This window comes from Arthrobacter sp. MYb214 (genome assembly GCF_002979865.1).
In the GTDB taxonomy this organism is placed as follows: domain Bacteria; phylum Actinomycetota; class Actinomycetes; order Actinomycetales; family Micrococcaceae; genus Glutamicibacter.
Map to the genome: position 1 here is coordinate 1 of NZ_PCPZ01000003.1, position 12845 is coordinate 12845.

General features: G+C 60.7%; 13 protein-coding genes, 1 tRNA gene and 1 pseudogene. 10 read left to right on the top strand and 5 right to left on the bottom strand.

The annotated features are described in order from the left end of the window. From CQ012_RS08755 to CQ012_RS08765, 3 genes and pseudogenes are all read left to right on the top strand, one after another. Positions 1 to 337, top strand: a pseudogene (locus CQ012_RS08755) (HNH endonuclease); the annotation flags it as partial. A 380-nt stretch (positions 338 to 717) separates the two neighbouring features. Continuing rightward, positions 718 to 1512 carry a creatininase gene (locus CQ012_RS08760; RefSeq protein WP_105661928.1) on the top strand — a complete coding sequence of 265 codons (795 nt, stop codon included), beginning with the start codon at positions 718 to 720 and terminating at the stop codon, positions 1510 to 1512. A gap of 121 nt (positions 1513 to 1633) precedes the next feature. Further along, positions 1634 to 3259 (top strand): BCCT family transporter, encoded by a 1626-nt coding sequence (locus CQ012_RS08765; protein ID WP_286134618.1) that lies wholly within the window; start codon positions 1634 to 1636, stop codon positions 3257 to 3259. Here CQ012_RS08765 and CQ012_RS17425 read toward each other — a convergent pair. After that, entirely contained in the window at positions 3225 to 3485 is a 261-nt protein-coding gene (locus CQ012_RS17425) for a hypothetical protein (RefSeq protein WP_146112936.1), read from the bottom strand. The genes CQ012_RS08765 and CQ012_RS17425 overlap by 35 nt on opposite strands. A gap of 69 nt (positions 3486 to 3554) precedes the next feature. Between CQ012_RS17425 and CQ012_RS08770 the strand changes: the two genes are divergently transcribed. The 5 genes from CQ012_RS08770 (at position 3555) to CQ012_RS08790 (ending at position 8225) form a co-directional block, all read left to right on the top strand. Beyond that, positions 3555 to 4808 carry an aminopeptidase P family protein gene (locus CQ012_RS08770; protein WP_105661930.1) on the top strand — a complete coding sequence of 418 codons (1254 nt, stop codon included), beginning with the start codon at positions 3555 to 3557 and terminating at the stop codon, positions 4806 to 4808. Between the two features lie 192 nt (positions 4809 to 5000). Further along, the gene (locus tag CQ012_RS08775; protein WP_105661931.1) at positions 5001 to 6356 is read left to right on the top strand and encodes an MFS transporter; all 1356 of its coding nucleotides are present in this window, start codon (positions 5001 to 5003) and stop codon (positions 6354 to 6356) included. Positions 6357 to 6387: 31 nt separating this feature from the next. Next, the gene (locus CQ012_RS08780; protein ID WP_105661932.1) at positions 6388 to 7161 is read left to right on the top strand and encodes an IclR family transcriptional regulator; all 774 of its coding nucleotides are present in this window, start codon (positions 6388 to 6390) and stop codon (positions 7159 to 7161) included. Positions 7162 to 7163: 2 nt separating this feature from the next. Beyond that, positions 7164 to 7580 carry a cupin domain-containing protein gene (locus tag CQ012_RS08785; RefSeq protein WP_105656362.1) on the top strand — a complete coding sequence of 139 codons (417 nt, stop codon included), beginning with the start codon at positions 7164 to 7166 and terminating at the stop codon, positions 7578 to 7580. A 57-nt stretch (positions 7581 to 7637) separates the two neighbouring features. Beyond that, positions 7638 to 8225 (top strand): NADPH-dependent FMN reductase, encoded by a 588-nt coding sequence (locus CQ012_RS08790; protein WP_105661933.1) that lies wholly within the window; start codon positions 7638 to 7640, stop codon positions 8223 to 8225. Positions 8226 to 8241: 16 nt separating this feature from the next. Here CQ012_RS08790 and CQ012_RS08795 read toward each other — a convergent pair whose 3' ends face one another. Next, positions 8242 to 8814 carry a dihydrofolate reductase family protein gene (locus tag CQ012_RS08795; RefSeq protein WP_105656360.1) on the bottom strand — a complete coding sequence of 191 codons (573 nt, stop codon included), beginning with the start codon at positions 8812 to 8814 and terminating at the stop codon, positions 8242 to 8244. A gap of 134 nt (positions 8815 to 8948) precedes the next feature. Continuing rightward, positions 8949 to 9024, bottom strand: a tRNA-Ala gene (locus CQ012_RS08800). A 190-nt stretch (positions 9025 to 9214) separates the two neighbouring features. Between CQ012_RS08800 and CQ012_RS08805 the strand changes: the two genes are divergently transcribed. Beyond that, positions 9215 to 9640: a VOC family protein gene (locus tag CQ012_RS08805; RefSeq protein ID WP_105656359.1), complete on the top strand. Its 426-nt coding sequence runs from the start codon at positions 9215 to 9217 to the stop codon at positions 9638 to 9640. 8 nt (positions 9641 to 9648) lie between these two features. Here the strand turns inward: CQ012_RS08805 and CQ012_RS08810 are convergent, their stop codons facing one another. Further along, positions 9649 to 10875 carry an MFS transporter gene (locus tag CQ012_RS08810; RefSeq protein ID WP_105656358.1) on the bottom strand — a complete coding sequence of 409 codons (1227 nt, stop codon included), beginning with the start codon at positions 10873 to 10875 and terminating at the stop codon, positions 9649 to 9651. Between the two features lie 208 nt (positions 10876 to 11083). Between CQ012_RS08810 and CQ012_RS08815 the strand changes: the two genes are divergently transcribed. Then, on the top strand, positions 11084 to 11962 hold the full coding sequence (locus CQ012_RS08815; protein ID WP_181149044.1) for an endonuclease/exonuclease/phosphatase family protein: 879 nt from the start codon (positions 11084 to 11086) through the stop codon (positions 11960 to 11962). On the opposite strand, the gene CQ012_RS08820 is transcribed toward CQ012_RS08815, so the two are convergent. Further along, on the bottom strand, positions 11959 to 12633 hold the full coding sequence (locus CQ012_RS08820; RefSeq protein WP_105661935.1) for an alpha-ketoglutarate-dependent dioxygenase AlkB family protein: 675 nt from the start codon (positions 12631 to 12633) through the stop codon (positions 11959 to 11961). The two genes, CQ012_RS08815 and CQ012_RS08820, sit on opposite strands and share 4 nt — an antisense overlap. Between the last annotated feature and the right edge of the window lie 212 nt (positions 12634 to 12845).

Genomic DNA, 12845 nt, shown 5'->3' on the forward strand with positions numbered 1-12845 from the left:
CCGGCACTGCCGCACCCCGTTCTGCGACGGCATCGTGGAGGAAATAGACCACGTCAAGCAATACGCCCGCGGAGGCAAGAGCACCGTCTTCAACGGCGATGGCCGATGCGCTAGTTGCAACAAGGCCAAGGAAGCCGCCGGCTGGTACGAATACACGAGCTACGGCAACGGCCACACCATCATGATCTGTCCCGGCTCGGCGATGTCCTACAAGTCCACCGCGCCACCAGCCACGGGCTACGCGCACAAGCCGTTCCCGCAATTGAGACGCGACTCGAAATGGATACAGCAACTCAAGGAACGGCTGAAGCCCCCACCCGACCAACCGGATCCATGAGCCGCGAGGTAAACCGATCGTTTGCACCGCTCGCCGCTATTACGTAACCACGCATCACCCCGTCCCACCCCTGCTTGGCGCGCTAATCCAAACCGCCTGGCATGCATCCGCCACGCAACACTTCGATTTTCGTGCACCGCGCAAGCTGGCACCTCGTTACCGCACTGGCTTGGCACCTCTTCTTGCCGCTCATCGTGCAGATGCTGAACCCGCGAGATGCGCCACGACCACCATGCGAAGTTTTTCACCATGAGGCTTGACTGTGACGTGAGCCACTGAAATGATTCAGTGCAACACTGTTGCGCTTCTTGCAACCGTATTCCGATACCGAATCTTTCCCGCCTGCGGCATTACTTGCCCCACGGGTCCAGGAGAATTCCATGCACTCAGTATTCATAGACGAACTCGATGCCCAGACTTACGCCGAGAACGTAGCGCGTACCGGATCCACCATTATCATCCCGGCCGGAGCGACCGAACAGCACGGACCTCACATGCCACTGGGCGTAGATGCCATGCTCTCGCGTTCCATCGCAGAAGCCGTCGCGCAACGCACAGGTGCTTTGGTTGCGCCGGCGTTGAGCTACGGGTACAAATCCCAGCCCCGCTCCGGCGGCGGCAACCACCGCAAAGGCACCACCAGCCTCGGCGGCACTTCGCTTAGCTTGATGATTGAGGACGTAGTTGCATCCTTCATCTCCCAGGGCTTCGATAATGTTGTCGTCCTCAACGGGCATTTCGAGAACTACCAGTTCATCTACGAAGGATTGGACAACGCAGTAGTCAAGTGCCGAGCCGCCGGCGCGGCGTCGCGCGCCATCCTGCTGTCTTACTGGGACTTTGTCGATGAGGAAACCTTGGCCAAGGTCTTCCCCGACGGCTTCCTCGGCTGGGACATCGAGCACGGAGGCATCCTCGAAACTTCCTTGATGCTCCTGCTCCACCCGCACCTGGTAAACATGGATCGGGTTGTCGACCACCCGCCCGCTAAGCTCGCGCCCTATGACATCTTCCCGGAGGATCCGTCACGCACCCCGGACAGCGGTTGCCTCTCTTCTGCGAAGGGCGCCACGGCAGATCGCGGCCAGCTGCTATTCGAAACCGTCACAAACCAAGTTGCCGATGCACTCAAAGGCGAGCTGCTGCTGGGCAACATCAGCATCGAGGTGAAATAGCATGTCTGTGGATAGCTCGACATCCCAAGACAGGAAAAAGTCCGCGAAAGCACCCCGGACCCCTGAAGGCACTAAGAAGCAAGTTGAGGTACCACGTTTCATGGGGCGGCACATACCGCCCATGGATCGACTGCTCATTCGCGTAATCCCCCCAGTACTGATTATCGCCGTGATGATTTGGGTCCTGTCCAATCCAGAAGCCGCCTCAGCCGCGATTTCCGAAATGCGCACTTTCGTCACCGGAAAATTCACCTGGCTCTTCATCTTGTATTCAGTATTCACAGTGGTGGTGTGCATTTGGCTCTCCATGAGCCGAGTAGGCAAGATCCGTCTCGGCGGCCCGAACGCCAAACCGCAGCACAGCAAATTCGCTTGGTATTCCATGCTGTTCGCTTGCGGCCAAGGCATCGGCTTGATCTTCTGGTCAGTTGCCGAACCAATTATGCTGCGCGATGAAAATCCCGTGATCCCGGCAGGGCCAAACGGTGGCGGCGAAGAAGGGGCCATTGTTTGGACCTACTTCCACTGGGGCTTGACCGCCTGGGCCATGTATTGCGCCGTTGCAGTGTGCTTGGCCTACTCGCATCACAACCTCGGCAAGACGTTGACTTTTCGCGAGGCTACCGTGGATATCCTGCCCCGATGGTCGCGACGCGGAGCCGGCGTCATCGTTGAGCTCCTGGCAATTATCGCGACCGTACTCGGCCTGGCTACTTCCTTCGGATTCGCAGCCATGCAGTTCACCTCCGGACTGACTTCCTTCACTGGATTAACCGCCAGCCCAATGATGTGGTTCATGGTCATTCTGATCTTCGCTGGCATCACCTCTATTTCGGCTATCGTCGGCATCAGCAAGGGCATGGCACGGATCAGCGGATTGAACTCGATCCTCAGTATCGTGCTGATCGCAGCGGTGCTGGTTTTCGGCCCATCGCTGTACATCATCTCGAATCTGTCCCAGACCTTTGGCAGCTTCTTCACGAACTTCGCGAATATGAGCCTGTGGACCGATTCAGGATTGGCCGCCAACACCCTGGATTCATGGCAAGACAGCTGGAATGGCTGGTGGACGGTCTTCATCTGGTGCTGGGTTATTGCCTTCTCCCCATTCGTGGCCGGATTCATTGCCCGCATTTCGCGTGGCCGTACCATCCGCGAATTCGTTCTCGGCGTGACCATCATTCCTTCATTGATCGTGATGGTTTGGGTTGCAGTGATCGGCTCCGCAGCACTCTACTACGATGACCAGACTGATCGCGGCATCAGCAGTGCAGTCGCCGGGGACACTTCCTCCGGCTTGTTCGTCATGCTTGATTCCTTGCCTGTCGTCGGCACGGTCCTGCTAGTTGTTTCCACCATCCTGGTGGCCACCTACTACGTGACATCCTTGGACTCTGGCATTTACGCACTCAGTGAATTCGTCTCCGCCCCGGGCAAATCCGGTCCAGTCTTCCGTGTAGTCCTCGTGCTGTCTGTCGCGACGGTGACCACCGTGCTGCTGACCATGGGCGGAACCGCGGTGGTCGATACGGTCCAAACTGGCACCATTATCGGCGCCTTCCCCTTCTCCTTCGTGATCATTTTGATGATCATCAATTTGATCCGGAGGCTGCTCAAACGAGACAAGGCGATCAAGCAGCTGGAAAAGGACATCAACAACCCCGACCCGAATCTGGTCTTCGTAGCCGACCCCGATGGCGGCGGAGCGATCCTCAAGGAAGACCCAGGACAGGACCCACAGAATTAAGCAGTAGAACCCGCATTGGCATGAAGGCCGCGATGCTCGCCATGATGAGCTTCGCGGCCTCCTGCATTACCTCGTGGTTTTCATATTCATGCAGGACAATTCCGATCTTGTGCACTGCAGAAAAAGTTTTCACAATCGCCCTTGACAGTGACGCAGCGCACACATAATCTAAATGCAACGGCGTTGCATTGAGCGCAACACGTACTTCTTCTCCGGCGATTCCCATGAATCCTCGCAATCCATCTGATTGGGCCGGCCTCCCTTGACAGTTGATTTCCCACAAGGAGCCAAAACCATGACTACCGCCAATATCGCCACCAATGTTTCCGAACTGGCCCGACTGAAGACCCTGCACAACGGCGCCAAGGAGCAGCTGACCTTCTCGGATGCCGAGTTCGAGCGCCGCCTGGCCGGCCTGCGCCAGATCATGGCCACGAAGTCGCTGGACGCAGTCATCCTGACCAGCTACCACGGCATCAAGTACTACTCGGACTTCCTGTACACCACCTTCGGCCGCAACTACGCGCTGGTGGTCACCGCCAGCAACTCCACCACCGTCACCGCGAACATCGATGCCGGCATGCCATGGCGCACCAGCTACGGCGACAACATCGTGTACACCGACTGGAAGCGCGACAACTTCTTCTACGGCCTGCAGGAAGCACTTAAGCGCGACGGCGTGAAGGCAACCCGGATCGGCGTGGAAGACGACTTCCTGCCGGGCCGCACCCGCCAGCAGATCGCCGACACCTTCGACGGCGCAACCCTGGTGGATGTCTCGCAGGACGCCATGCGCCAGCGCATGATCAAGTCCGCCGAGGAAATCGAGGTCATCAAGCACGGTGCACGCATCGGCGACCTGGGCGGCGAAGCCATCAAGGCAGCGATCCGCGAAGGCATCAGCGAATACGAGGTCGCACTGATCGGCACCGAGGCGATGGTGCACGAGATTGCCAAGACTTTCCCGCACCGCGAAGTGCGCGATACGTGGGTCTGGTTCCAATCGGGCATCAACACCGATGGCGCCCACAACTGGGCCACCACCCGCAAGCTTGAGCGCGGGGACATCCTCTCGCTGAACTGCTTCCCGATGACCTCCGGCTACTACACCGCGCTGGAGCGCACCCTGTTCCTCGGCGAGCCGGATGCCCGCAGCCTGGAACTGTGGAACGTCAACGTCGAGGTCCACAAGCGTGGCCTGGAGCTAATCAAGCCCGGAGCAGTCTGCAAGGACATCGCAGCGGAGCTGAACGAAATCTACATCTCCCACGGCCTGCTGCCGAACCGCACCTTCGGCTACGGCCACTCCTTCGGCGTGCTCTCGCACTACTACGGCCGCGAAGCTGGCCTGGAACTGCGCGAGGACATCGAGACTGTCCTGGAGCCGGGCATGGTCGTTTCGATGGAGCCAATGATCACCGTCGCTGATGGCGAGCCAGGTGCCGGCGGCTACCGCGAGCACGACATCCTGGTCATCGGCGAGGACGGTGGCGTCGAGAACATCACCAAGTTCGGCTTCGGCCCGGACAACAACATCATCGATGCCTAGGGGCAACTGATAACCGTGGGGCGGGGCCCGAGCCCCGCCCCACGGCTGCTTTAGCCATCTGGGGCGCAGCAAGCAGGGGGCTGTGCCTAGAACCGAAGACCACCCACCGGTCTGTCGAAACACTTCATCATTCCAGCGGCATCAAAGCCAGGACTGGCCAAAGCCGTTGCCCTCCAGAGGCGGTTTCACCCCATGAACCATTCCAGCAATTCCCCATTGCAAGCCCCCACCGGAACCACGGCCGCAGCGTCCACCTGCGTGCCCCAGTCCCGCACCATTGACGCGAAGACCCGCCGCAAGGTGATCGCTGCCAGCTTCATCGGCAACTTCGTGGAATGGTTCGACTACGCAGCCTACGGCTACTTCGCCGTCACCATCGCCGCCGTATTCTTCCCCAGCGACGACCCCCAAGCTGGTCTGCTGATGACTTTCGGGGTATTCGCCATCTCCTTCCTGGTCCGTCCTGTCGGCGGGTTCATTTGGGGGCATCTGGGCGACAAGATCGGCCGGCGTGAAGCCCTGTCGTGGTCGATCCTGCTGATGACCGGTGCCACCTTCTGCATAGCGCTGCTCCCCGGCTACGCATCCATCGGTTTTGGCGCGCCTCTGCTGCTCCTGGCCCTGCGTCTGGTCCAGGGCTTCTCTGCCGCCGGCGAGTATGCCGGCGCCTCCGCCTTTCTGGTCGAGTACGCGCCGGCCAACCGGCGCGGCCTATACGCGGCAGTGGTTCCGGCGAGCACTGCCACCGGCCTGCTCTTCGGCTCACTGATGGCCGCCGGGCTGACCGGGTTGCTGTCAACCGGGGATCTGGAGTCCTGGGGATGGCGCATACCGTTCTTGCTGGCCGCGCCCATGGGGCTCATTGGCCGCTATATCCGCACCAAGCTGGAGGATTCACCAGCTTTCCTTGAAGCATCATCCGAGTCCTCCACTCCTGAGGGATCCCCAGTCGGGTCGTTGCTGAAGAACCACTGGCGCCAGCTGGTCCAGGCTGCGGGTGCGGTGCTGCTGAACGCCGTGGGCTTCTATGTAATCCTTTCCTACATGCCGACTTATCTATCCGAAGAGCTCGGACTGGACGCCACCCGTTCCTACCTGGCAACGACCGTTGCGCTGTTGGCCTACGTTGGTTTCATCTTTGTCACCGGCATGCTTTCGGATCGTTTCGGACGCAAGCGCGTCTTGATCAGCGCATCGATTCTGTTCATCCTGTTCACCGTTCCTGCCTTCATGGCTTTGGAATCAGGAAACTTCCTGGTCATTGTCTTGGTCCAGATCCTGCTCGGCGCGATGCTCACGCTCAACGACGGCACCCTTCCGAGCTACCTCGCGGAAATGTTCCCCACCAAGGTCCGCTACTCCGGCTTCGCAGTGTCGTTCAACCTCTCGAATGCATTGTTTGGCGGAACCGCACCGTTCGTGGCCACATTACTGATTGCCACTAGCGGCAACGTCCTTGCCCCCGGCTGGTACTTGATGGGCGCAGCGGTGATTTCGCTGGTGGCGGTGGCCTGCTCGGTCGAAACCAGCCGCAAACCACTAGTCTGAGCCGTAGGATAGTAGCAACTCAGGAGGGGAAATGACTGAAATTCGCAGTGAAACCCGAGGCACCTCGGTGATCGTCAACGTGCTCGATGTGCTCCGTTGCTTCACCGTTGAGCGCCCGGTAGTGGGCGTCACCGAAATCGCGGAGCAGGTCGGCCTCCACAAATCGAGCGTCTCGCGCATTCTGGCCACCCTTGAGCAGGAACGCGTTGTGGATCGCGACGCGGAAACCCGCAAGTACCGCTTGGGTGTCGGCCTGATTGCCATTGCCGGACCATTGCTTGCCAACCTGGACGTGCGGCAGGTGGCTTACCCCATTCTGGAAGATCTGCGTGAAGCTACCGGCGAGACCGCTGTACTGAACATCTGGGACGGCAGCGAGTCGATTTCGGTAGAACAGCTGCCTTCAACCCATCTGGTCAAGCACACCTCGGTCATGGGGTCGCGGTACCGTTCGGGGCTGAGCGCTACCGTCCAGGTATTCCTCGCCAATGAGGATCCAGTACGCCGCGCGGAGCTGATCTCCAACGGAGAGATCGATCTTGCCGGCACGGCCCCCGCCGAATACCAGGCACGCCTGGATCTTGTACGCGAGCTGGGCTACGCGGTCAACTACGGCGAGACCTCCGCCGAGGAGGTCGGAGTGGCCGCAGGAATTCTCGATCACCGCGGTGAACTCGTCGCCTGCGCCATGACCGCCGCTCCGTTCTACCGCATCGGCGCCGATGAGCTGGAGCAGCTTTGCTCCAGCACCCGTGCCGCAGCAAGGCGAATCAGCACCAGGCTGGGATACCAGGCGGAGGGATAGCCATGGATCCGTTTGAAGCGCGCGATGCCCATGCCTTCGACTACCGGATGCACGAAGGCTCAGCCATGAAGGTCAGCCACCACTTCGCCGGGCACACCGGGATGCCGGTAGCCATCCAGACCTGGGTGATAGAACCAGGCGGCTTCGAGGGCTTCCATCGCCACGAGGGCCAGGGAGCTTTGCAGGAGTTCTACCAGGTGATCGAGGGCCGGGCGCGGATGCGGGTCGGCGAGCGCGTATACGAGCTCGGTCCCGGTGACAGCGTATTGGCCGATGCCGGAGTGGACCACGACCTGTGCAATCCCGGCGGCACGGACCTGCGCGTGCTCACTGTTTGGGGCCCGCCGGGCGCCGCCGACTTCTCGGACTTCGGTTCGCACCAGATTGCGCAGCGCGGTCATCCAGGCGGCCTGGCTTAGCTGGGAGTTTGCCCGAGGGCCTTTTGCCACCCCTCACCCCGGTGCTGAAGTGGTTCCATGGATTACAACATCGGCTATTTCATCGGTTCGCTCGCCACGAACTCCATCAACCGCGTCCTGTCCAAGGCCCTGATAGCCCTGGCACCTGAAAACCTCAGTTTCACGGAAATCCCGATCAGCGATCTGCCCTTGTATAGCGCTGACTACGATGATAATTATCCCGAAGCCGGGACCGCGCTAAAGACCGCCATCGAGGCCTCGGACGGCCTGCTATTCATCAGCCCGGAGTACAACCGTTCAATTCCCGGTGCGCTGAAAAATGCCATCGACTGGGGTTCGCGGCCCTGGGGCACCAACTCCTTCGCCCGCAAGCCCACCGGCCTGCTCGGCGCTTCGGTCGGAGCCATCGGTACCGCGGTCATGCAGTCCAGCATGCGCAGCGTCCTCAGCTTCCTGGATGCCCCGCAGCTGAACTCCCCCGAGGTCTACCTGCAGTACCGTCCCGAAGACTTCGGCGAGGACGGGAGCATCAGCAACCCGGACACCGAGAAGTTCCTGGCCCACTACATGGGCGAATACGCGGCGTTCGTTGAGCGTGTGCTCGATGCGACAGCTGCGGGTCATATCGGAGACGAAGGAATGTAGCCGCCTCCAACGTCCACTAGCCGCGCGAGTACTCGGCAAGACAGACTCCGGAGGCAAAAGACTGCATGTTCTCCAGCCTCCAGCGATCCGGGGCATACCCTGTGTCCCCGAAGAGCTTGATACCCGACCCGAACATCACCGGCTGCACCTTCAGGGCCAACCTGTCGATGTCCGGCCGGAGCCTGGCGGCCAATTGCCCTCCGCCGCACAGCCAGATGCCGTCACCCGGTTGGGATTTGAGTTCCCCGATGACCTCTCGCGGATCCGCACTGGTGAACTGCACCTCTTGGCTTCCTGGAGGTGAAGAGTGCTCGCGCGTGAAAACAATCTGTCTCAGATGCGAGTACGGGCTGGGCAGTGCTGGCAAGCCGACCGCGTAGGTATTCCATCCCATCAGCACCGTATCGAAAGGGCACCCCTCGATAGGCAGTCCAGCCGACTCTGCCAGCTGGGTCGGCGCGGTGCCGCGGTAGCGGTCCCAGATGGGCGCCGCGTGGTCGCCAGCCACCGCGAATGCATCGAATTCGCCGTGAGGACCGGCAATGTACCCGTCCAAGCTCACTGCAACGAAGTAGGTTAGTTCTCTCATTGATTCTCCCTTGGCTCGAAGACGGAATCGTCTGGGAAATTGAGCCAACCCTACAGCATGGCCTGTTGGGAACTTGGGAGAATGCGAAAAAACCGGGAAACATCATTTCTGATGTTTCCCGGTTTTTTTCCATTTGGTGGAGGTAAGGGGATTCGAACCCCTGACCTTCTGCATGCCATGCAGACGCGCTACCAACTGCGCCATACCCCCAAACGAGGTGATTCCAGTGGCTTGCACAACCCCTGAACCGAGATAAAACTTTACCGGAGCACTGCCGAAAACTCCAAATCGGCTGTTCGAGACGCTGGTCACAATCCTCTATTCACACGGTGCTCCCCAAGTGGAAGAATATGGGTCGGGACCTGCCGGCCCCACCCATTCCTTCGAAAGGCGCAATCCCATGACCATCGGACTGACCCCATACCTGCGTTTCGCCGGAGACGCCAAAGAAGCTATGGAGTTCTACCACCAGGTACTCGGTGGCGAGCTTTCCATGATGACCTTCCAAGAAGGCATGAATGACAACAATCCGGCCGTTGCCGACCAGATTATGCACTCCTCGCTATTCGTTGAACGCGGCCTGCACTTCATGGCCTCGGACACCCCGCCCGAAATGGACGTCCGGGGCAATGGCGTGATCGCGCTAAGCAGCGACGGGACGGCCGGAGCCGACGCGGAGACCCTGACCCGGTGGTGGGAAGGATTGGGCGAAGGCGGCCAGATCAACATGCCATTGGAGCGGGCCCCGTGGGGCGACTCCTTCGGCGAGCTGCGCGACAAGTTCGGCGTGGTCTGGATGTTCAACATCACCGCGTTGGCCAGCTAGCCCAAGCGCTAGTGGGTGCGCGCCTGCTCGCGGGCTTCCAAAGCTTCGCGGCCTACGAGCAGGCCCACCTTCTTCGCGCGGATCTGGGTTATCCACGCGATCAGCAGGCCCAAGGCGGCCAGCCCAGCGCCAACCACAGATGGGGCGCGGAAGCCGTAACCGGCGGCAATCACCGCGGCACCCAGGGCGGCGCCCAGCGCGTTGGCAACATTCAGCGCCGAGTGGTTCAGCGAAGCAGCCAGCGACTGCGCATGCGGGGCCGAATCCATCAGCAGCGTCTGCAACGCAGGGATCAGCAGGGAACCCACTGCGCCCATCACGAAGACCATGATCATCGTCGGAACCACCCAGCTGGTCACGGCAGCGAAAATCAGCATGGTGGCGATCATGAAAACGGAAGAAAGCTTGATCGCGCCGAAGATCGACCAGTCGGCAAGCCTGCCACCGGCCAGCGAACCAACGACCATGCCTACGCCATAGAGCGCCAAAGCCAACGGCACCAGCTCAATTGGCAGTCCTGCTTCTTCGGTCAGCGTGGGCGAAATGTAGGAGTACACCGCGAAGAATCCGCCGAAGCCGACAATGCCGGTGAGCATCGCCAGCCACACCTGGGCACTCTTCAAGGCGGTCAGCTCGCGGCGGATGCTCGCCCCGGCATCGGTCTTGCGCCATGGGACGAACAAGCTAATCAGCACAGCGGTCAACACGCCGATCGCAGTGACGACCAGGAACATCGAACGCCAGCCGTATTCCTGGCCGAGCCGGGTCACCAACGGGACACCGGCAACGTTGGCCACCGAGAGCCCGAGCATCACCCAGGCAATGGCGCGTCCGCGCATCGTGGCCGGAACCAAGCTGCCGGCAAGCACACCGGCCAGTCCGAAGTAGGCCCCATGCGGCAGGCCTGCAAGGAAGCGGGTCACCAGCATGGTGTTGTAGTCCGGAGCGAAGAATGAGGAGAGGTTGGCGAGCGTGAAGAAGAGAATCAGCAGCTGCACCGCACGCTTGCGCGGGATCTTGGCAGCCAGCGCAGTGAGCACCGGGGCGCCCACCACCACGCCGATTGCGTAGGCGCTGATCATCAGGCCCATCTGCGCATAGCCCACTTCCAGATCAGCGGCACCTTCCTGGAGCAAGCCCATCATGGCAAACTCAGTGACACCGATGCCGACGCCGCCCATGGCCAAGGCAACAATTGCCAGCAGTAGTTTTCCGCCAGATACATAGGCAGTCATTCAATTTCTCAATTCATGGCAGGGTCTTGGGAAGCGGCTCCCTCGGCGCTCTTATCCATCGTAGTGACTGCATCGGGCGACAGTGGCAATCCCCGAGCGGAAAATTACGAATCCCACAGTATTTTGTGCCACTGTATTAAGTCCTATGCCTCATTCATCGCACCATCGCCTGTCGGCCTCGCGAATAATCGCGAGGTTCTTCTTTGTCATGCTCTGTCTCGCGCTGGCCGGGCTAATGGTGTTCCACCAGCAGATCCCCGATGTCCTGGGTCTCGGATTGATCGTCGATAACCTGGCCCCGTGGATGGGCCTCGGAATTCCAGTGCTCTTGCTGATGGCCTTGGTGGTGCGCGGACGCATCAGCTTCATCGGCCTGCTCGTACCGGTCGTTGTTTGGGCTGTGCTCTTCGGGCCGGCGTTCCTGCCTTCGGACCGGCGCGCACCAGAAGCTTCCCTGCTGGTTGCCACGCAAAACGTCCACGAGTCTGCGGGCGTGCAGGCTGCCCGCGAATTGGCAGCCAACGGCGCGCAGGTCATCACCCTGCAGGAAATCGGTGAAGGCCAGGAGCCGGGAATCACCGCCGAGCTCGCCCAATCCCATCCTTACAGCTACATGGTCAGCACCGTAGGCGTGTGGAGCGCCTATCCGCTGAAGAATCCAGAGCCCCTGGATCTGGGGCTGGGTTGGGACCGCGCGTTGCGGGTGGACGTGGCCAGCGAAAAAGGGGATGTCCGCCTGTACGCTGTGCATGCGGCGTCGGCCAGGCCTACCGGCCATCACGAGCGGGACATGATGCTTGCTTCCTTGGCCGGCTACCTCGCCGATGACGATTCTCCGAAGATCGTTGCCGCCGGAGACTTCAACGCCACCAGCTCCGACCGCCACTTCGCGCCGGTCGCTAACCAGCTGGAGGAAGCCCACTACAGCGACTGGGGCTTGGCCCTGACCTGGCCGCGGTCCCTGTTCCCGATGCTCGGCATCGATCATGTGATGCTACGCGGCGTCGAATCAGCAGGCCTGGAGCGGCTGGAAATCGCCGATTCCGATCATTACGCGCTCGCTGCCACGATCGATCTGGGGAACTAGTTCCTTTCCAGCCCGGTCTGGCGCAGCGTGATGTTAATGCGTCCGCCGCCAAGGCCCAAGCCTGCAGGCGCGGTCCCGGCATGGATCTTGCTCACCCCGTGATAGGCGAAGCGTGAGGGGCCGTCGAAGACGAACAGGTCCCCCGAAGCCAGCCGTATCTCTTGCCATGGCCGGTTGCGGTTCTCGGTATTGCCCAGGCGGAATGTTGCCGAATCGCCGATGGACAGCGAAACCACCGGGGCGTTGATGCGCTCTTGCGCATCCTGGTGCATGCCCATGGCGGCCTGCACGTCGTAGTAGTTCACGATAGCCGCATCAGGCTGGTAGTCCTGCGCGCGCTGCAGGTCCCCCGTAGCTTCTGCGACCGCCTGCTTGCCCAAGCGGACCAGCCAGTCTTCCATGGGCGCCACTGATTGCCCGTCCAGGTCGTCAGCGGTCTTGGAGTAGCGGTTCGGGCTCCAATGCCACCCCAGGCACAAGCTCTGCACGCTCATCGGATGGCCGTTGACGGCTGTGCGGTGCGGCGGAACAGGCCCGCTGCCCCATTCGAAGAAGCGCCGGACGATCCACTGCTGCGCGGGCGCGTCCAGCCACCCCGGCAGGTGCCAGGCTCCTGGGCGCAAGGCTCCCCCGCTACGGGGCAGTGCACTGTCGTCGAACAGGGATTCCATGTTCCCAGCGTGCCCGTTGCAGGCAGAACTCGGCAAGTCTCCCGCGTATTCGCTCACTGAACTTTGCAGGATCAGCCAGGCCGGTGCCTCGCAACAATATTTACATTAGAGACTTTGTGTTTCGTCTTACCCTCGCGAACATTTCGAAAAGGTTAACCTTTACTCGAATTATTGCGCTTGAAACATTTGCGATACCTCCGGGAAAACCTGGG

Coding starts and splice junctions, on each gene's coding strand:
- CQ012_RS08765 (WP_286134618.1), top strand. CDS start 1,634: ATGGATCGACTGCTCATTCGCGTAATCCCCCCAGTACTGATTATCGCC.
- CQ012_RS08775 (WP_105661931.1), top strand. CDS start 5,001: ATGAACCATTCCAGCAATTCCCCATTGCAAGCCCCCACCGGAACCACG.
- CQ012_RS17425 (WP_146112936.1), bottom strand. CDS start 3,485: ATGGGAATCGCCGGAGAAGAAGTACGTGTTGCGCTCAATGCAACGCCG.
- CQ012_RS08810 (WP_105656358.1), bottom strand. CDS start 10,875: ATGACTGCCTATGTATCTGGCGGAAAACTACTGCTGGCAATTGTTGCC.
- CQ012_RS08805 (WP_105656359.1), top strand. CDS start 9,215: ATGACCATCGGACTGACCCCATACCTGCGTTTCGCCGGAGACGCCAAA.
- CQ012_RS08795 (WP_105656360.1), bottom strand. CDS start 8,814: ATGAGAGAACTAACCTACTTCGTTGCAGTGAGCTTGGACGGGTACATT.
- CQ012_RS08770 (WP_105661930.1), top strand. CDS start 3,555: ATGACTACCGCCAATATCGCCACCAATGTTTCCGAACTGGCCCGACTG.
- CQ012_RS08790 (WP_105661933.1), top strand. CDS start 7,638: ATGGATTACAACATCGGCTATTTCATCGGTTCGCTCGCCACGAACTCC.
- CQ012_RS08785 (WP_105656362.1), top strand. CDS start 7,164: ATGGATCCGTTTGAAGCGCGCGATGCCCATGCCTTCGACTACCGGATG.
- CQ012_RS08820 (WP_105661935.1), bottom strand. CDS start 12,633: ATGGAATCCCTGTTCGACGACAGTGCACTGCCCCGTAGCGGGGGAGCC.
- CQ012_RS08760 (WP_105661928.1), top strand. CDS start 718: ATGCACTCAGTATTCATAGACGAACTCGATGCCCAGACTTACGCCGAG.
- CQ012_RS08815 (WP_181149044.1), top strand. CDS start 11,084: ATGCTCTGTCTCGCGCTGGCCGGGCTAATGGTGTTCCACCAGCAGATC.
- CQ012_RS08780 (WP_105661932.1), top strand. CDS start 6,388: ATGACTGAAATTCGCAGTGAAACCCGAGGCACCTCGGTGATCGTCAAC.